Source organism: Photorhabdus temperata (genome assembly GCF_025384845.1).
Taxonomy (GTDB): domain Bacteria; phylum Pseudomonadota; class Gammaproteobacteria; order Enterobacterales; family Enterobacteriaceae; genus Photorhabdus; species Photorhabdus temperata.
In genome coordinates this window covers 95,103-114,054 of sequence record NZ_JAJAFX010000010.1, presented here as the reverse complement: position 1 = coordinate 114,054, position 18,952 = coordinate 95,103, and the positions used below count along the sequence as shown (strand labels likewise).

Sequence of the window (18,952 nt, the reverse complement as noted above, 5' to 3'; positions counted from 1 at the left end):
TGATGGTTCAGGCAGGATGCCAGTTGGTTGAAGTCGGTACGACTAACCGCACTCACCTGAGAGATTATCAGCAGGCTATCAATGAAGAGACTGCTCTTCTGATGAAGGTGCATACCAGTAATTACATTATTGAAGGTTTTACTGCGGAAGTGTCTGGTAGTGAATTGGCCGCTTTGGGGGTGAAATCTCAAATTCCTACGGCAATTGATCTGGGTAGTGGCTCCATGATTAATATGGCGCAATATGGGTTGCCGGCTGAACCTATGCCCCGGGATTATCTGGACCAAGGCATTGATTTGGTGACTTTCTCTGGTGATAAATTACTGGGGGGGCCACAGGCTGGAATTATTCTTGGTAAAAAACAATGGATAGAAGCTATCCAGCGTCATCCACTGAAACGTGCTTTGCGGGCAGACAAAATGACTTTAGCAGCTCTGGAAGCGACTTTACGGTTGTATCAGCGCCCTGAACAACTCTGCCGGCAGTTGCCAACGTTGCGTTTGTTAACCCGCCAACAGCAAGAAATGCATGATATGGCACAACAGCTATTGCCTGAGATTCAGGCATATTATGGTGACCGGTTTATTGTTCGTAGTGAGCCATGTTATTCACAGATTGGCAGTGGTTCGCTGCCGGTTGATCGTTTGCCTAGTTGGGCTTTAACTTTCGCTGCCGCTGATGGTCAAGGGAGTACACTGGAACAGCTGGCCCGCTGTTGGCGTGGATTAGCGAAACCCGTTATTGGCCGTATCTCTGGAGGGCGCTTGTGGCTCGATTTACGTTGCCTTGAAGATGGAAAGGAATTATTGCAGGCACTATTACTATAATCTTCTGGAACTACCATAATTTTCTGAAACTACTATGATTTTTGCCACAGCAGGTCATGTTGACCATGGTAAAACCACACTGATTCAAGCTATTACCGGCGTTAATACGGCACATTTGCCGGAAGAGAAAAAACGGGGTATGACCATCGATCTCGGTTATGCCTATTGGCCGCAGTCGGATGGATCTTCGATTGGTTTTGTGGATGTGCCCGGACATGAGAAATTCCTCGCCAATATGCTGGCTGGGGTCGGTGGTATCGATCATGTTTTGTTAGTGGTCGCTTGTGACGATGGGGTAATGGCTCAGACTAGAGAACATTTAGTTATTCTGCGTTTGATTGGCTGCCCGGTGGTGATCGTTGCGCTCACTAAAGCAGATCGGGTGGAACCGCAACGGATAATTGACGTTCGCCAACAGATTGAATATGAGCTGGTAACTCAAGGTTGGATTGGTTCCCCTCTGTTTGTCACGGCTGCCACTGAGGAAGAAAGTGTTGTTCCTCTGAGGCAACATCTGTTGCAGTTACATCAGCAAAATAAGCAGCATGAAAAATTACATCAGCGTTTTCGTTTGGCAATCGACCGCGCTTTCAGTGTAAAAGGCGCGGGTCTGGTGGTGACGGGAACGGCATTGGCCGGCCAGGTTAGTGCCGGAGATATTCTCTGGCTGACCGGTAGTGATAAACAAATCAGAGTGCGTGGCCTGCACGCTCAGAATCAACAGACAAGTATGGCTCAGGCCGGGCAGCGTATTGCACTGAATATCATCGGTGATGTGAGTAAAGAACAGGTTTCTCGCGGTGACTGGCTACTTTCCCAAAAACCTTTTGAAAATGTGGAGAGGGTACTGGTGGAAGTGGAAACTGATGAACCTTTGCGAAATTGGCAATCTCTGCATATTCATCATGCCGCTAGCCATATAACGGGTCGGATTTCATTACTGAATCAGCTTTCTGATACGCCTCGGCTGGCTGAATTGGTGCTTGATAGCCCATTATGGTTGGTTGAGCATGACCGGCTGATATTGCGCGATATCAGTGCCAGAAAAACACTTGCCGGGGCACGGGTGATAAACCTCAATTCTCCCCGCCGTGGTAAGCGCCAGCCAGAATTTTTGCATTGGCTTACCCAGCTTGCCAAAACATCGGACCATGCGGCTAACTTAACACTCCATTTGCTGCGAGGCGCACTTTCTCTCAGCCATTTTTCCTGGGCGCGCCAGTTAACGGAAGCGGATCTCCACCAATTACTGGCTGATATGGATGTGATTATTGCCGATGGTATGGTGTTATCACAGAGCAATGCTGGATTGGCGGAACAGAAATTGTTACAGGTTTTGGCTGAATACCATCAGCAACATGCTGATCAACTGGGTTTGGGAAGGGCTCGTCTGAAACGGATGGCGTTGCCGGCGCTGAATGAAGCGCTGGTTTATACTCTGATAGATCTCTTGCTCAGGGATGGGCAATTAAAACAGTCACATGGTTGGTTATATCTTCCTGAGCAGGGTTTGGCTTTCAGTGATGAACAGGCAAAACTGTGGCAACGAGTCGCTCCCTATTTTACAGATGATCCCTGGTGGGTGCGTGACTTGGCTTCTGATTTAAAGGAAGAAGAGGCGATAATTCGCAGTTTGTTGAAAAAATCAGCTCAATTGGGACATATTACCGCCATTGTTCCGGATCGCTATTACGGTAGCCAACGAATTCAGCAGTTCGCGGAACTTATCCGCAAGTTTAATCAAAATCATGGTGCGATTACTGCCGCCGATTTTCGTGATGAATTAGGTATTGGTCGTAAATTGGCTATTCAGATCCTGGAATTCTTTGATCACAGTGGTTTTACCCGCCGTCAGGCTGAATCACATATTCTTAGGGATAATGGACTATTCTGATAATTTTTTGCCTAAAATGTGGGCAATTTCAGCAGAATTACAGTTTTGTTTCTGTTGATTTAACCAGCCTGTGTTATTTTTGCTAACTGTTATCGGCGTGAGCTTTCTATTAACGGGATTTGGTACGGTATGAAAAGAAAGATAATATCGGGTGTTTATCTGGGATTATTGTTTATTGCAACTTTAATACTGGTTTTTGAAAAAAGTGAAGATATTTACCCGGCGCTGATAGCTGTCGGTGTGTTTGGTGTGATATTTGGTCTGGTGTTTTTTGTGTCAGCCCGGTTGCTGTTTTCTGCCGCCTTTACCGGAACACTGTTTATTATCTTTAAATTCCTTAATCAGATAAAGGTTCATTACTACAAAGAACAACTGATGTTCTCTGACCTTAACCTGATGTTTGATCCTTCTAATCAGGAAACATTGCGACACTATTGGCTGGCTGGCCTGGGAATTGTCGCTATGTTTATCTGGTTGATGTTTAATATGACTCTGAGCTGGAAAAAATCATCACCTTTACGTAGTTTCAAATGGCGTACTGCCAGCCTGGTGCTGGTTGCGTTCTGTACATGGGAAGTGAGCGTTACTGCCAACGCGTTTAGAGATCAATGGGAATCTTCACTGCCAAAAGGGCGTGGTACAGTGACCAATATGGTGATGTCGGCTAAAGATGCCAAACATCGTGTGCCTCAGTTTGGGCAATCATCCGATTATTTCCTGCAACAGGCTAAGAATGTCACGCTGCCTGTGCCTCAGTCAGAAATCAAACCCGATGTGGTGTTGTTATTGCAGGAGTCTACTGTTACTCCGCATATCTATCAGTTGCCTGATGATGCCCATCTGCCGGATCTTTATATGTTCCAGCGGGATCCCGGGGTCAGCGCACAAAGTCCAATGCGGGTACAAACTTTCGGTGGGGGTACTTGGTTATCTGAATTCTCTGCCCTGACGGGGTTGAATACCGATGATTTTGGCTCGCGCAAAAATGCTGTTTTTTATTTTATCGTTGATCACCTGAAATACAGCTTATTCCGTGAGATGAAACAGAATGGCTATTACACTGTTGTTCTGACACCATTTAATAAATCCTCCTATCATTCTGGTCATGCTTATCAGACACTGGGTGTTGACCGTATTATCCAACCGCAGGAGTTAGGGTATCCCGCCAGCCCTGATGAAAATCTGTGGACCATCTCTACACAAGAGATGTTGAGTTATGTGAAAGAAATTCTGGCACAGGAAACCGATAAGCCGTTGTTTATTTTCTCACTGACTATGTATGAACATGGCCCATATGATGAAGATCATTCAGATGATTACGGACTTTCCGGGCATGTGAAAAATTTACAGGCGGTTGGTAAATTCAGTCACTATATGGAGAAAATCAAGGCTTCTGACCCGGCATTCAAAGATTTCAGTGAGTTTGTCGCTAAACGGGAAAAGCCTACCATTTTTCTCTACTTTGGTGATCATCAACCCAATATTGAGCTAAGTCAGTACAATAGCGTATTTTTAAATCCGGGTTATATCACTCAGTTCACTATGCGGGATAACCTAAAACAGGGAAACCCTGTTCAGACTAATGAGCTGACGGATATTTCATTCCTTGGTGGAATGATTATGGAGAGGGCTAAATTGGATGCTTCACCTTTTTACCGGGCGAATATGACGATGCGTCACCTTTGTCGGGGGGCGCTGGATGATTGTCAGGATAAAGCGCTGGTGGATAGTTACAAATACTATATTTATCAGCAACTAGAAGTGGCAGGTAAAAAGTAAGCCATAAAATAATAAGTGGGTGGGTGTCATATGAATATGGCGCTTGCCGCACTTCAGATGTCGGTAAATATTCTCCAATTTCAACTTTCTGCAACTGTTTTTCAATTTCACTCTCAATCATTTTTCTTATCGGACTGTTCGCATACCTATGTCAGACGTGTCAGGGGCGAATAACAACGGATAAAGTAATCAGTCTGGTCCGATCTGACAGGGAGCAGTCACATTGATATCACATAATTATACAGGCCGACTTTTATTGAGGCTGATTGATGTTAAAGTATAAATATTTCTTATGCATTTGATTCGGATATTAAGGATGACTAAACCCGTATTAGATACTACTCCAGGTTATTTCTATGGCTATGGTCAGGCAATTGGTGATGCAACAGGTATGTCTTCTGAACGATGGATCTTGCAATAAGTGGCTGCATTTTGGCTGGATAAACTGAAAGAACTTTATGACTTTATTGGTGCCGGAATGGACATCATTGGAGTCTGTTCCTTGTGCTCTGGTCATGGTGGATTGAGTTGATGGTCATTCGGTTCGGTGTGTGATTTTTTGCGCCAACCTCGGGGGAGATGCGGATGCCATCGGTACCATGGCCGGGGCCATTTCTGGGAAGCGATCTTTATCTACCGTAAATAGGATTATCAACAGTGGATTTATTGATGGTCTGTTGATGTGGATCCCAGTTCTGGATTATTTGCCTCTTTCTTTGTCAGTCTGATGGAATTATGACTTATATTTGACCAGTAAAAGGAGGGACTAATGGGGGGTTTACTGCCGATTACCGTAATTGGTGCTGCCGCAGGTGATATTGTTCTTAGCTTACCAAGGCTTCCTCGCAGTGGTGAAGACCAGGAAGCCAAAGAAATTGATCAACAGATTGGCGGTTCAGGTTTTAATGTTGCCCGGGCTTTGGCTCGTCTGCAAATCCCTGTGGTTAATGGTATACCCGTTGGTAACGGGTATTGGGGGAAGCGGATAACTAAAGAGATGCAGGCTCTTGGGCTTGAGGTTACATTAACCAACTCATCGCTTGATAATGGCTGGTGTCTGGCAATGGTTGAACCGGATGGTGAAAGAAGTTTTGTCTCTGTTAGTGGTTGTGAGGTTGACTGGAGTTCGGCAATGCTCTCGGCTATTGCTTTACCGGAAAGGGGATATATCTACTCCAGTGGTTATGTTATGGCGAGCAAAACAACGGCGATTTTGTGTGACTGGTTATTGGCGTCACCACCTGGACAGACATTATTGTTGGATTTTGGTCCCCGTTTACCCAATATAGATTCCGCTTTTATTGATGCATTGCCTGTTGGCCGAACTATTTTGACACTGAATCGTGATGAAATGACTATGTTGTGTGGGGAAGGTGATCCTGTCGTTCAGGCCAGCCATTATTCCAGCAAAAGAAAAATCACTATTATCTGTCGGTTAGGTTTACAGGGTACATGGATATGTTTGCCTGATCGTGACCCAGAACATGTTGCTGCCTATAAAGTGAAAGTGGTGGATACCATCGGTGCGGGTGACGCTCATAGTAGTGGCATGCTGGCTGGTTTATCACAGGGAATGTCGCTGAAAGATGCTGTTGAACTTGGCAATCGCGTTGCTGCCATTGTTGTCAGTCGTTCTGGTGCTGCGGGTGCGCCGACCATAAAAGAACTAAAGGAATTTGTGTTTGAATAATTATCAATCAAACACAAGGGATTCAGGTTTCTAAAGGTGTGATTAAAATGAATGCATTACATACAGGTTGGAAACGAAAAATAACTCTTTTTTTATTAGCTGAGACAATTTCTCTGCTTGGTTCTTCTATTGTCCAATTCTCGATTGTCTGGTATATCACCTTAAATACTTCATCAGGAGAAATGTTGGCTATCGCGGTACTCTGCGCATTTCTTCCACAGGTATTAATCTCTTTATTTGCCGGTGTTTGGGCTGATACTTACAACCGTAAGTTACTCTGTATTGCCTCTGATGCGCTGATTGCATTAGTGACCCTTGGTTTAGCGATCTCTTTTATGCTTGGGTTTAAGAGTATTGAGCTGCTATTTGTGGCACTGATTATCCGCTCATTTGGTACAGGCATTCAGGCTCCGGCGGCTAGTGCTATCATTCCACAACTGGTCCCGAAAGAGAAACTGTTGCGGGTTAATGGTCTTAATACTTCTCTGAATTCACTGACGATGCTGGCTTCTCCAGCCATTAGTGGTTTTTTGTATTCTCAGACTTCGATTGAGAATATTCTTTTAGTGGATGTTGCTACTGCTGTTATTGGTATCAGTATTGTTGCATTTATTCCTATTGCCAAAATAGCTTCTGATTCCATACCGGATAATAAATTTCAGGCGATGCTAGCGGGTTTTCGCTATCTGCAAGAGAATAAGCTAATCAGAAATATTTTGATTTTTCTGATTTGTGTTTGCTTCCTGATTAGTCCGGCTGCTTTTTTGACACCTCTATTGGTTAACAGGACATTTGGTGAAGAGTCATGGCGTTTAGCCGTTAATGAAATGACATTTAGTGCCGGAGCATTGTTAGGTGGATTGCTGATTTCTTTTTGGAGTGAATATAAAAATAAACTGCGTATAACGGGAATAGCTTGCACACTGTTCGGTATATTTATGATTGCTCTTGGTAATGCATATTGGTTTCCACTGTATCTGGCATTAAACATCTCTTTGGGCGCTATAACGCCTTGTTTTAACGCACCAATGATCTCTATTATGCAGGAAAAAGTCGAGCCGGAGATGATGGGAAGAGTATTTAGTTTGGTTCAAATTGCTATATCCTGCTCTTTGCCGTTAGGGATGGTGATATTTGGTCCAATTGCTGACTATATTAATATTCAACTCCTTTTAATGATATCCGGTGTATTGATATTATTGACTGGCGGGATATTTTTTATGTTTAACGGAGAAGAGAATATAGAAAGTAGCAGAGCAGTTTAATAAAGCTGGTATTGCCAAAGACATCGTGTTCATGGTTTGCTTTGTGCAATACCCGGTACTTGTTTGAAGAGAAAAAAATGGAAAACACGGATAATCATTCGCAGTTTATTATCTATCAAACCGAAGATGGGGAAACCCGATTGGACGTTCGTTTTCAGGATGAAACAGTTTGGCTGACGCAAGCATTGATGGCGGAGTTGTTTCAGACCAGTAAGCAAAATATTGGCCAACATTTAAAAAATATCTTTCGAGAAAAGGAATTAATTGAAGATGCAGTAGTAAAGGAATTCTTTACTACTGCCGTAGATGGTAAAAACTACCGAACTAAACATTATAATCTGGATGCTATTATCTCTGTTGGTTATCGGGTGCAGAGCCATACCGCAACACGTTTTCGCCAATGGGCAACCCTATAATTGAATGAATATTCACTTTTTATTTTTTGCTTTATTCCGGGTGAATATTGCTAGTTATGCGATAAGTACAGCGCCGTGAATCGGTGAGCATATACTCTACTCGTTCTACCTGAGCTTGAAGTATATCCTGAAATACATTCAGTTCAGCGCGGCAAAAACCCTGGCATACCTTAGCGGCAGCGCAAATTGGGCAATGGTTTTCTATCAGCAAAATGGCGCCATTTTCTGTATGTGACCATTGAGCCATGTAACCTTCACGGCATCTTATGGCAACCAGATGTTCGACGCGTTCTTGCAGATTGGTTGTTCCATTCATTGCCTGTTTGTAATTGATACGGGTTTCCTGCTCGCGGGTATCAATCAACAAATCTATCGCTTTCTCACCTAACTGCTTACGGATAGTGCATCGACGCTTGTTGATGACACGTCGATATTCTCTTATTTTTTCGACATAAAATCTTTACGTGTCGATGTCATCAACATATACTCGCAACGTATCGAAAAAAATAGGAAATGTAAACATGACATGGCAGCCAGATGCGCCTCTTAATGCTATTCCAGTGCTACTGGTATACAACGAGAAAAAAGTTGAATGTGATTTGCAGAAGTAACTTGCTCTTTGTTTTTTTATGATGGTCGAGCCAATACACTCCGGTTGCCATTATTATCAGGCATACTGATGATACCAGAGGTCTCCATTTGTTCAATAATACGCGTAGCCCTGTTATAGCCGATTCGAAATTGGCGTTGGACTCCAGATATTGATACCCGTTTTTTTTCTACGACGAAAATGACAGCCTGATCAAACAATGGATCAAGCTCTTCATCTTCAAACGTTAGTGCTTCATAATCATTCACAGGAATAATTTCAATATATTGAGGTTGACCATATGTTTGCCAGTCTTGTATTACTGCGTATATTTCCTGTTCATGCACTAAAGCACCGTGTAAACGAAGTGGCTCAACCAAGTTAGGAGCCATGTAAAGCATATCTCCTATGGGCAGTAATTCAGCGCCATTTTGGCCTGAGATAATACGTGAGTCAGTTTTATCGAATACTGAAAAAGCAATTCGTGTAGGGATATTACTTTTAATCAGATTGGTAATGATATCAACTGAGATATATCGAGTAGCAAGTATTAGATGAATACCAGTAATATGAGCTTGCTGAACGAGAGATATTAGTAATGTTTCTACCTCCTTACCTGCTTTAAGTATCAAATCGGAAAACTCATCGATCACAACAACAATATTGGGTAATTGCATCAACATTGTCATATTTGCCCCATCAGCAGGGACCCAGAAAGGATTAGGGATAGGGTGGCTCAGATCTGCTGCTTGCTGTACACGCTGGTTATATTCAACCAGACTACGAACGCCAAGTACTGACAGTAGTTTATAACGCCGTTCCATCTCACTGATGGACCAATGTAGCGTATGAACAGCCTCTTCTGTATTGCTAATGATTCTTGTCAGTAAATGAGGTAGTTTTTTGTAAACAGAAAGTTCCAACATGTTCGTATCAATCATGATAAAGCGAACGTCTACCGGTGTAGCTTTATATAGTATGCTAAGAATCATGGAGTGAATAAACGTAGACTTACCAGATCCTGTAATTCCCCCGATTAGCAAGTGCTGCATATTAGTCAAAGTTGTGATGATGGGTTTTCCAGAAATATCTTTACCCAAAGCTATCGCTAGATGAGAATCAACGTCTCTAAACTGAGCGCAATCCAGAACTGTACGTAGGTAAACGGTATCACGACTATTTTTAAGTACATCCAGGCCGATATATGGTGTACCCGGTATGACTGGCACAACTTGTATAGAAGATGCAGAAAGAGAGCGTGTTATATCGTGAGATAAATTAGCAATCTGGGAAACTTTAATGCCGGATGCTGGAAGCAGATCAAAATGAATATACATTGGTCCCGGAGATATATGTTTTACATTGGCCTCAATACCATAAGCTGCCAAGCATGATTCTATTGATTCAGCCATTTTAGGCAGTTCTGAACTGGCTACCTGAGCCTCATTTACAGGAGGCAAGAGTAATAAATCAAATGCTGGTAGTTTATTTATCATAGTGTTAGGCATAAATCCCTCGATTTTGACATCTAGAAAGTTTTACTATAATCCAGAGCGTGTTCAGAATTCTGTGTTATCTAAAAACTCCTTAGTATAGCCATTTCGTCAAGATGATCGAATCTGAATATTGGCTGATGGTTTATTGCCTTTAATTTTATGTATTTTTTTGTAATTTGCCCGCTCAACTAGCAGCTCAAAATCCTCAGGATTAATCCTCATATACGGTTTCCTCTTCAACTAGATGCATAATCTTGTTGTTAGCTGTGTTTCCATTGTTAAGACAGATAATATTCCAACCTACCGGTAATACCGTAGTGGCAAATTTCTACCCTTTTATTTGAATTGAAAGCCAGTAAAAACAGTATCTATACTGGCTTCGTGTAGTGATGTGGAATGAATCCATTCATTGAGTATGGGGTGTTAGGCCTTGTCATTACTGGGTTGGCTCTATTCAATATTTTCTAGGGGTACACCCTTGGGTACACGGTAAAACGAGGTGTACCACTGGGATGATTGAAATGTGTACAATCATGAAAGCTACATATTAGCGATGTGATTACTTTTTGAGTTTTTTCTTTGCTATCGTTTCTAATTGTTTGATGCTTTTCTCTGGTGATGGTAAATCCTCTGGCATTGTTCCGCCCAACTCTTGGATCGTATCTCTTACTTTTCTTCCAACATCAAAATGAGTCTGGTTTGCTTGCGTTTTACTTTTTACGTTATCTCGTCTCAGCTTTTCCTCGGCCTGCGTTGCTCTAAACAAGTTAGCCGCAAGTTCTGTTGACCCCATGTGATCTAATATTCGTTGTGATTTTTTTAAGCCTTTTCGCTGGTGGATTGCTTTCTGGTCTAGTCCACCGTATAAACCTTGGTAGCCGTGATTTTGGAAAATAGCAAAATCAATATTTGTTTCTACGCCTGCTCGCTGGGCTGTTTCAACTAACTGCTTGTTATGCTCTTTTAGCTCATTGCGCAGGAATAGCCGCTTTTCATCTTCTCGTAGTCTTTTAAATGTCGCATCATCTGCTAGCTCTTGCCGTCTAGTTTGAATCGCAAAATATGTCTGCCCTGCCGCTATCACTGGCTTGCTAGGATCGCCATTTTGTACAACGAGGTAGCAGGCATAGCGAGACAGTATTACATCCTTTAATTTTCTTTGTGCACCTGAGCCAATATTGACCATATCGAGGACATCCTCGAAATGGTCTTCAATATTGTGTCCGCTATGGGAGCAGGCTTCTTTAGCTCGTTCTAAAACAGGTGTGAAGTGACGGTACTCTGAATATTCAAGAAGCTTAGAAAGCTCTCTAGCCGACCAGAATTCGATACCAGACTCATCAATTCTTTTTATTTCTTCAAATGGCTGGTGGTGGTGCTCCATGTATCGAACCTCTCATATTTGTTAGTGGTATAGATTGATAATACGGATAGCTTACCTTTAGTGTAATTCAAATACTGTTATGCCATCCAAGAATAACCCTCTCCGTAATCTCACTGTGGCTATCGAACTATCGGAAAATCCTCGGTAGTTGAACCTCCACATTATTTTGTTACCTTTCACTTTATTAATCATTTGCTTTGTCGTTATCTGATATCCCCACAATCAATGAAGTGAAGTCAGTACACTAAACGCCTTGAGCTAATGACTGACGACGAATTTCGTCGGAAGTGAGTAGGTTGGTACGTTTAACGTTCTAAGCTATAGAGGTCGCGACGTTGAGTGATTGAGGAGACAGCTAGCTGATAGCCCTGCCAGTAAGAAGATCTCCCCATAACAGTGATCACCTGACCTTTCTGTAACAACATCACTGACAGCGCCATCTCATCAAAGCCCACGACACGCAGCGGATAATCACTGCGCTTATCGCTCTGTACCTGCATAGTAGCGACTGCCATGACTTTCCCTGTCTGGCTTTTTATGCGTCTGGGGGCAACGGTAATCTTTCCTGTGACCGTGGCGACTATCGAGGGTGTATTCTTCTTCTGTCTTCGTGCCATTTTCCACCGCCTATAGATGAACTGGTTTTTCAACCATGATAATAATCAATAAGTTAAATCACTGCGAACGTAATACGTATGGAGTCAGTTACATTCAGCAAAAGGTATCATCGAAATGGTGATACCCACTTTAAAGATGGTCACGATTTTGACCATGTTGTTTTATAAGGCCTTTACTATGACAGCTTAAACGCAAGCTCTCCTGTGTTGTGATTTTCACAATAGAGATTTAGCAAATTTATTCGAAAATCACGCTCCAGCGAAAAAAACACAAAATAACTGTACCATCTGTACCACTTGGAATATTTTACTTTTATATCAAGAAATTAAGGTGGTACAGATACGAAAAATAACTGTAAATAACTGCGCCATATCTGTACCACCGCTCACGGAAGCAATGACCTGTGGCAACCGTGGTGATTTCCACCTTAGTTGCTTAACTCATTGATTTCTCCGAGGCCGTCACTTTGACCACCCCGAGACATCCCTTCCGTAAATTCGTCTTTATTCCAACCGTTGGGGAAATCCCAATGGTTACTTTATGTGCTGGACAAAAGCCATAAATGCATTGCTTTTCAGCGTATTACTTGGACATAACGGTCTGGACAAAACGCATTAACCCTTTGTTTCTAGCTCACTCTTTTGTGCGCACCTCTTATTGAGTTGTGCAAATTTTGCGAGTCAATATCATTTACGCTCACCGTCATTTGCGACTGACCAACTGTCAATTACACTCAAAGTCCGATTATCGGATATTAGATTTTGCATACCGATATTATCTGCGCTCAAATTATAAGCAGACCCAAAATTCGGGATATGCTTAAATATCAATGAGTTATATGCTATTTTAGCTATAAAATCACCAGGCTGATTTTATCGAGGGGATCAAGCTGACCCGAAATAATCAGGGCAGTGCTTAGTATTTTGCACCCCCTGATTTTGAGATGAGCAAAATATAAGCAAACGCCAAATCTGGCGTCTGATTAAATATCAATGGGTTATCACCTAAGCCCGAATTCGGGCTTTGCTCTGCCGTCAGATTAGTCAGTAGCCATTAAGTTACATCAGGGAAAGTCCCGCATGTACAAAAGTAAAAGGTATTGCGGAAATCACAATACCCAAAGTGGGATATCACACTTTGAGATGATCCCGTTTTTGATTCATGATTAAAATCAAATAGATGCATTAATATTAATCGTAACCTATTGATTTTACGTAATTCTGTCACTGTGCCGGAAATTAGTAAAATCAAGGGGTTATATCATCAAGGCTAAACCGCATAGAGGTTTATGGGAACGGCTTAATTTCAAGCCCTCCCATTGGCTGTGTGGGGTGTATAGACTGTTTCTTACTGGCGCATACTCTGCCCTTATCACACCGTAGCGGCCTCATCATCAAGGCTCAGTTCGTACATCGCCTCATAGATAACTTCCTGCAATGCGGCGACATATCCGCACCAATTTCACAGATCAATCTTTCTGCCGTTTGTGTTGGTGATTCATCAACTGGCTCATGAACTTGCTGCTTTTTTACTTTTTTAAGTTTTGGTTTGGTTTCAGCCGTCGAGGAGGATTTTCGATACCGTTCAATATTGGCATTTGAGGCATCAACATCAATTTCGTCACCCTCCATCACTAACCATCCTCGTGACTTCCATACGGTAATGGTTTTACGACTAACGCCATGAAGTTTTGCAAAATCTGACTGATTCATGTTGTTACCTGACTGTTACCTTTGTTGTTACCTGAAGTGTTACCCATTCACTAAGGTAACAATTCAGGTAACACATTCTTACGGGATAAAATACAATTTAATTTTTATATTTCAAATAGATATGTATACATCGAAAAAACCGATGTGTTACCTGTTACCCAAATTTCAGAATTTTTTAGTGAGTGAAACTGCACGGCGCGCAATGCCCCCGTTTTATAAAAGTGCCAGGAAGGACCCAAAAAGTTTTAAGCATGATGGCTGCCCAGTCTTTCGATATCTTCCCGGTTCAGCGGCTCAATGTACCACTCCAGCTTCTCACCCGCTGCCCGTAATGATGCCTGATACCCGTTGGCATCATCGGTTCTCAGGCTGTAGTTGAACGCTTCCAGATTCTTATCTTCCCCGTCTAACAGTTCCCAACCTGAACAGACCGCTTCCATCTTGCGTGTGGTGTACCGGCTGAGATGGCGATAGCTCTCCCTAAGCATTGTGATTGCGGATTGGTGCGGCGTGTGATTGTCGATAAGGTGCAGCGCATAGACAGGATTGTTCTTGGCTTCCTGACTGCGGGCTATCCAGTGGGCATTGCTGTGTGTGTCAGTGGTGTTATCTTCCTGCGGCTCTGTCTGAATATCCGGTGAGCGCCATGAAGCATAACGCCCGGTATAACCACGGGCACGGTTGGCATCAGGGCGTAAGTGGCTAAAGTCGTATAAATCAGGCTTCATACTGCCCCCTGTCAGTAGTGACTGTAATCCGTCTGCCTGATGCCTGTTTTAGCATAGGCCGCACTCAGCTTCTCAGCCGCTTTTGCTATGGCCTTCTGATATTCCTGATCGGCCTACTTGCGAGCTTCCACATTGTCTGCGGTGTCTGGGTTACTTTCATTCATCATCTGCCGGTTTCTTTCTACCAAGTCCTGTACTTCGTCCTTAGTCATCGGCTCTTCCATCTTTTTTAGCGCGTTGACAGCATGATGTCTTGCTTGGTTGTAGCCGTTAGCATCGCCGTTATTAACCGCAAATGTCATGGCTTTAAAGGCTTTATCTTCATCATCCAGAAACTCCCATGACGGATCATGCTCTTCCATATACTTACTGGTGAACTTTGACAGGGCTTCGGGTTCGTTCTGTAACTTCGCCTTAATCTTCTTCGAAGACAGGTCTGTTTCACGCAATAGCTTAACGGCCAGTACCGGGCTTTTTTCTGCCTCTTCCGATACTGCGACATTGTGCCCTCTGCTGTGCTTTTTGATGGGTTCGGGCTGGTTGTCTTGCTCAGTGATGAGATCTGTAGCGAGTTCCTGTGCCGGCTCAGTCGTGTAGTGTCCAGAATCATCATCAGCCCGTGCTGACAGGTGATCAAAGTTGGTTTTTGCTGTGGCTGTCTTTGTTGGGCTTTTACGGGATAGCTTGCGTTTTAATCGGCTCAATCCCAGTAAATCGGACATACTGTAAGTTGCCATTATTTATCTCCCTGTCTGTGATAAAGCCCGATCTACCAGCTTGCGGGCGACTTCGTGAAGTGTCGGCTTAATACCGAGTTCTGAGCGGCTGTACTCGTCCTGCTGGATTTTGCGTAAGGCCTCCATCTGCTGACGAGTCAGTAAGATAGCTTTGTTATCGACTTTCATCTCCAACCTCAAATGCTGATAATTTATACAGCTATATTATTGCAATATATGCAACAAATCAAATAAATGATGCAAATAGTGAAATATTATAAATTACACAAATTGTGGACACACAAGGAACGGCAGAGCTATGTCACCTGCCGTTTAGTGAGGCTTTGATGAAAGGAAATTAAGGAGTGAGTGATCAATATGGGGCTGACTGTTCACAAGGTAAAGCCCCTGTTCTGATACTGGAAACATGAGGACAGGATACTGACAAATCTTTGCATTTTGGTGTGCGTTCTGTAGATGGTGTGGGTATGTGATATTTGCGGAGGGTGTAGATTAGACATCCGTGTCCAGATGCCGGAGGATTCTATCTGGGACCAGAAACAGGTATTGGCGTCTGATCCTCAGCAGGAGCATAGCGCCACGTCAGCCGTCAATAAATAGCCAATAGGTGAGATTAGCGGGTAGTTGGGTGGATTGGGGTAATTGTAGGCTGATGTTGGAAGATTCAATGTGGAATGTGGGGCTGGGGGAGGCAGGTGTTGAATTGTCTGGATAGGTGGGGGTGAGAACAGGGGCGGTGTGCCCCTGAAGGTTGGTGCGTATTTTCGTTATTCTCGATAAAAAATCTGAATAAAATTAGCACCATTGCCATGTATTACAGTAATATGTGTCGAATTGTCAGAGAATTGGAATTCTAACCACACCCAGTTATTATCAGGACCAGCTAGTCTTTGTTCAGTTATACCATCAACAAGAGGAACTGGTAGTGCTTGATGCCGTGCATTTAATCCGCTCAATCTGACAAAAGTGATTACTTGTCCACGTAAATCAGCAGGAATAGAAATGGTTGAATTCACATTCCAAGATCCAATGACTGATTTTATAGAGCCTTTAGTTTGAGGTTTTGTGGCGTTTTGGTTAGCGGTACTGGCTAAATCATATGCTGCTTTCACTGCCTTTGGCGTTGCTGCCATAGTTTCGCTATTACTACCGACATCATTGCTCAAGACAACAAATCCCTTATCTTGCAGTGTTGCATTTGGATGGTTGCGGCTTAGGGCGTGCTCTTCAATAGTTTTTTTGACATATTTAGGGGTTGGAACGACAACAAAATCACCATCTTCTGAGACTGGTACATCAGGCTTGTTATATTCATTACTCATACTTAATCCCTCATTTAATCAACAATAAACATTGCTAAATAACATGAAGGCGGGCTACTTCTCCGCCTGTGAACATCAATAAAAAGGTTCATCAATACTGGAGAGAACTTCTGATTAGGATGGCACGGAATGGCTGTTTGGAAATTAATAAAATCCATATCCCACTGATAAAACTATGAGATAAAGGCGGGATTTCTCACCTTTTAACCCCTTGAGAGTATCTCCTGCATGGTGCAGGTACTCTTCCGTTTCAAACGGAAGCGTGATATAGCGATCAGCTTGGTTCACTGCCGTCATTTGAAATCGCAGCAGTGTACTCATTTAACCCTTTATTCGGGGAAAACTAATGCAGGGATTGAGTCACCGATTTGAGAGACTCTTCCTCGTCAGGTAGGTTAAAACAGCTTTGTACGTTTAACGTATTAACCTGTAGTCAAGATCCTCACTTTGGCCTGTCAATCAGCCGAATTTTCGCCCAGTGAACCCGCTAAAGGGCTTATTCCATCATAACGGCTTCTGTCGTCTTTTGGTTTAACATGGCTCTCCCTTAAGGTGTTGTGATTATCACTATACCTTGCCTGTACAGTACGCATTATAAATGCCGTTTCGCCGCGTACCTGCTTGCGTACCGCCATCATCAAGTCACAAAGTGAGTTATATTCAAAGCCAGTGATATCAAGCCACTAACTAAGTTTGAGGTAGTGAAAAAGGTCAGATAAAAGTCAGGTTTTATCAGGTTCTCATGTCAAGTTTTGACAACAAAATCTAATCCGTATAACACGGTCATACGCTGATATAATAAGCATCTATTTAATTAAAATAAGGATTATTGTCATGAGTAAGTCTAATCTCATTGCCTTTCGACTCCCTGCTGAACTTCAAGCCCTGTTTAATGACGCTGTAGCAACTTCTGGCAGCGATAAAACATCGTGGATAGTCTCAGCTATCAAAGAAAAGTTAAACCGTCCAGAGAGCAATCTCGACTCTCGTATGCTATCGCTGGTAGAACGGTTAGAATCGGCTGCGGCTTCCCTGATTGTGGGCAAGGCTGATATTCCACCTCATGCCTACAATAAACCGGCTATTGTTGCTGTGGTGAATCAGGTGCTTTCTGAGGGCATTGATAACGGTCGTGTTATCGCTGAACGGATTAATGAGGCGGGTTATCAGACTAAAGCCGGTAAAGCATGGGATAAAGATATCTATTCAGCGTGGAAGCGTCACAAAGATATTGCTGGGAAATTAGGCTAATAGTCGAATAATGTTTACAATTGTTAACATCAACCTTATCAAAACTTATCATCTGAACGTTATCAATTGTTACCATTCCCTTAAGAAAACTCAAGATTCATCCACCAGAAAAATGTTAGAAAATGTTAAGATTCTGCTCTTTTTTATGGGCTGACAAAACTCAATTCAGGCTCTTTTTATGGACTCTAAAAATCATCAAAGAGTTAAGAAATGTTAAGATTAAATGGCTGTCGCAACACGCCTTTTTACGGACTCAAAAAAACTGGCCTACGATGTACATAAATCATCATTCCCTGACATGTCCTTTAATCATCAACGTTCACGCTGTAGCTTCTCTATAATCGCCTGTCTGACAAACTCGGCACGGTTGCCCCGTGTTAACCTGTTACCTTTGATATGCTTGTCTGCCGCATCAATAACCGATTGTTCGCAGGTCACTATCAGGCGTATTGTCGGTGTGCCATTAAAATAGCGGTTGGTCTGTTTCTTCGTGCTCTGGTGCATAATTTCCCCTTGCGCGTACTGGTCACTCAATCATCATAGTTTACCGCCTCGGCTTATGCGTTGGCGGGAGTGGAATTACTGCGGTTTTGTCTGCTGCCAGCCTTTCAGCTTTTGTTCAGCGGCTTCCTGCTGTTCCGGTGTCACTTCACCGTCAGGCTGTCCGTTCATATCAAATCGACTGCCGCCCAAGATAAGGGCTTTCAGGTACGCTCTGCGGTTAACGTAAGAATGTATGCCCTGCTTGATATGGGATTCTGCCACGTCCAGCCCTCGCGCTATAACATCAGTCATCATCTGCTGATCAATATCAATCATCAGAGGCCTGACCTCTGGCTCACTGAATAGCGCCCAATGCTTTGCTATCCGGTCTATACGATGCTGTTTGCGTTTAGCGTGAATGTCAGCCTTGTTTGTCTTCTTCGGCTGTTCTGGTGCGTTCTGTGCCATTTTAGAGGCTGCAACTTTTGGTGCTTCGCTTGCGGGTGGCAGGGTCTTACGTTTTAGGGTCAATATAGATCTTTTGTTCATGGTTACAGACTCGGTGAGTAATCGTCAGTTAATACTTTTTTGCTGCTTATATTGATTTTCAGAAGCCGCCAATTTATCAGCGGCTCTTTATGTAGTGAGAGATGCCGATAATACCGTCAAATATCTTGTTGGGTAATTGGCGTTATTCTACTTCTCTAAATATTGTGACTTGGAACGTTTCTAATGCCTCGGCTATTCCGCGAATATTCATC

General features: G+C 43.0%; 19 protein-coding genes and 1 pseudogene. 7 read left to right on the top strand and 13 right to left on the bottom strand.

Translation table 11 applies throughout. The features are described 5' to 3' along the window. From selA to LGZ99_RS06080, 6 genes are all read left to right on the top strand, one after another. A partial coding sequence (gene selA, locus LGZ99_RS06105) for an L-seryl-tRNA(Sec) selenium transferase (protein WP_262978950.1) occupies window positions 1–827 on the top strand: 827 nt, incomplete at its 5' end. A 34-nt stretch (window positions 828–861) separates the two neighbouring features. Next, window positions 862–2,721, top strand: coding sequence for a selenocysteine-specific translation elongation factor (gene selB / locus LGZ99_RS06100; RefSeq protein ID WP_036838807.1), 1,860 nt, complete (start codon window positions 862–864; stop codon window positions 2,719–2,721). Window positions 2,722–2,850: 129 nt separating this feature from the next. After that, a complete protein-coding gene (locus tag LGZ99_RS06095; protein WP_036838809.1) occupies window positions 2,851–4,500 on the top strand; it encodes an LTA synthase family protein in 1,650 nt (549 codons plus the stop codon). A gap of 769 nt (window positions 4,501–5,269) precedes the next feature. Continuing rightward, a complete protein-coding gene (locus LGZ99_RS06090) occupies window positions 5,270–6,190 on the top strand; it encodes a PfkB family carbohydrate kinase (protein WP_021324121.1) in 921 nt (306 codons plus the stop codon). 47 nt (window positions 6,191–6,237) lie between these two features. Continuing rightward, on the top strand, window positions 6,238–7,455 hold the full coding sequence (locus tag LGZ99_RS06085; RefSeq protein ID WP_036838810.1) for an MFS transporter: 1,218 nt from the start codon (window positions 6,238–6,240) through the stop codon (window positions 7,453–7,455). Between the two features lie 77 nt (window positions 7,456–7,532). Further along, a complete protein-coding gene (locus LGZ99_RS06080) occupies window positions 7,533–7,871 on the top strand; it encodes a virulence RhuM family protein (RefSeq protein ID WP_036838812.1) in 339 nt (112 codons plus the stop codon). A 31-nt stretch (window positions 7,872–7,902) separates the two neighbouring features. Here the strand turns inward: LGZ99_RS06080 and LGZ99_RS06075 are convergent. The 11 genes and pseudogenes from LGZ99_RS06075 to LGZ99_RS06025 all read right to left on the bottom strand — a co-directional run. Continuing rightward, window positions 7,903–8,274 (bottom strand): annotated as a pseudogene (locus LGZ99_RS06075) (helix-turn-helix transcriptional regulator); the annotation flags it as partial. 224 nt (window positions 8,275–8,498) lie between these two features. Beyond that, on the bottom strand, window positions 8,499–9,956 hold the full coding sequence (locus LGZ99_RS06070; protein WP_262978949.1) for a DNA translocase FtsK: 1,458 nt from the start codon (window positions 9,954–9,956) through the stop codon (window positions 8,499–8,501). A 559-nt stretch (window positions 9,957–10,515) separates the two neighbouring features. After that, window positions 10,516–11,340 carry a DNA damage-inducible protein D gene (gene dinD / locus LGZ99_RS06065; protein WP_036838815.1) on the bottom strand — a complete coding sequence of 275 codons (825 nt, stop codon included), beginning with the start codon at window positions 11,338–11,340 and terminating at the stop codon, window positions 10,516–10,518. Window positions 11,341–11,645: 305 nt separating this feature from the next. Further along, entirely contained in the window at window positions 11,646–11,957 is a 312-nt protein-coding gene (locus tag LGZ99_RS06060) for a hypothetical protein (RefSeq protein ID WP_036838817.1), read from the bottom strand. 1,401 nt (window positions 11,958–13,358) lie between these two features. Next, the gene (locus tag LGZ99_RS06055) at window positions 13,359–13,670 is read right to left on the bottom strand and encodes a hypothetical protein (protein WP_051769441.1); all 312 of its coding nucleotides are present in this window, start codon (window positions 13,668–13,670) and stop codon (window positions 13,359–13,361) included. A gap of 245 nt (window positions 13,671–13,915) precedes the next feature. Then, window positions 13,916–14,398, bottom strand: coding sequence for a hypothetical protein (locus tag LGZ99_RS06050; protein WP_036838818.1), 483 nt, complete (start codon window positions 14,396–14,398; stop codon window positions 13,916–13,918). A gap of 113 nt (window positions 14,399–14,511) precedes the next feature. After that, window positions 14,512–15,135, bottom strand: a complete 624-nt coding sequence (locus LGZ99_RS06045; RefSeq protein WP_051769444.1) for a hypothetical protein — start codon at window positions 15,133–15,135, stop codon at window positions 14,512–14,514. Window positions 15,136–15,138: 3 nt separating this feature from the next. Beyond that, window positions 15,139–15,303, bottom strand: coding sequence for a hypothetical protein (locus tag LGZ99_RS06040; RefSeq protein ID WP_200875279.1), 165 nt, complete (start codon window positions 15,301–15,303; stop codon window positions 15,139–15,141). A 599-nt stretch (window positions 15,304–15,902) separates the two neighbouring features. Further along, a complete protein-coding gene (locus LGZ99_RS24660) occupies window positions 15,903–16,457 on the bottom strand; it encodes a tail fiber protein (protein ID WP_315903467.1) in 555 nt (184 codons plus the stop codon). A 144-nt stretch (window positions 16,458–16,601) separates the two neighbouring features. Further along, window positions 16,602–16,778 (bottom strand): hypothetical protein, encoded by a 177-nt coding sequence (locus LGZ99_RS06030; RefSeq protein ID WP_160171155.1) that lies wholly within the window; start codon window positions 16,776–16,778, stop codon window positions 16,602–16,604. Window positions 16,779–16,912: 134 nt separating this feature from the next. Beyond that, window positions 16,913–17,095 carry a hypothetical protein gene (locus LGZ99_RS06025; RefSeq protein WP_036838820.1) on the bottom strand — a complete coding sequence of 61 codons (183 nt, stop codon included), beginning with the start codon at window positions 17,093–17,095 and terminating at the stop codon, window positions 16,913–16,915. A 196-nt stretch (window positions 17,096–17,291) separates the two neighbouring features. Here LGZ99_RS06025 and LGZ99_RS06020 point away from each other — a divergent pair, with 196 nt between their 5' ends. Continuing rightward, complete coding sequence (locus LGZ99_RS06020; protein WP_036838821.1) at window positions 17,292–17,708, top strand: hypothetical protein; 417 nt, start codon at window positions 17,292–17,294, stop codon at window positions 17,706–17,708. A gap of 312 nt (window positions 17,709–18,020) precedes the next feature. Here LGZ99_RS06020 and LGZ99_RS06015 read toward each other — a convergent pair whose 3' ends face one another. Beyond that, complete coding sequence (locus tag LGZ99_RS06015) at window positions 18,021–18,212, bottom strand: hypothetical protein (RefSeq protein ID WP_036838824.1); 192 nt, start codon at window positions 18,210–18,212, stop codon at window positions 18,021–18,023. Window positions 18,213–18,287: 75 nt separating this feature from the next. Further along, a complete protein-coding gene (locus LGZ99_RS06010; RefSeq protein WP_036838827.1) occupies window positions 18,288–18,740 on the bottom strand; it encodes a ProQ/FINO family protein in 453 nt (150 codons plus the stop codon). Window positions 18,741–18,952 lie beyond the last annotated feature (212 nt).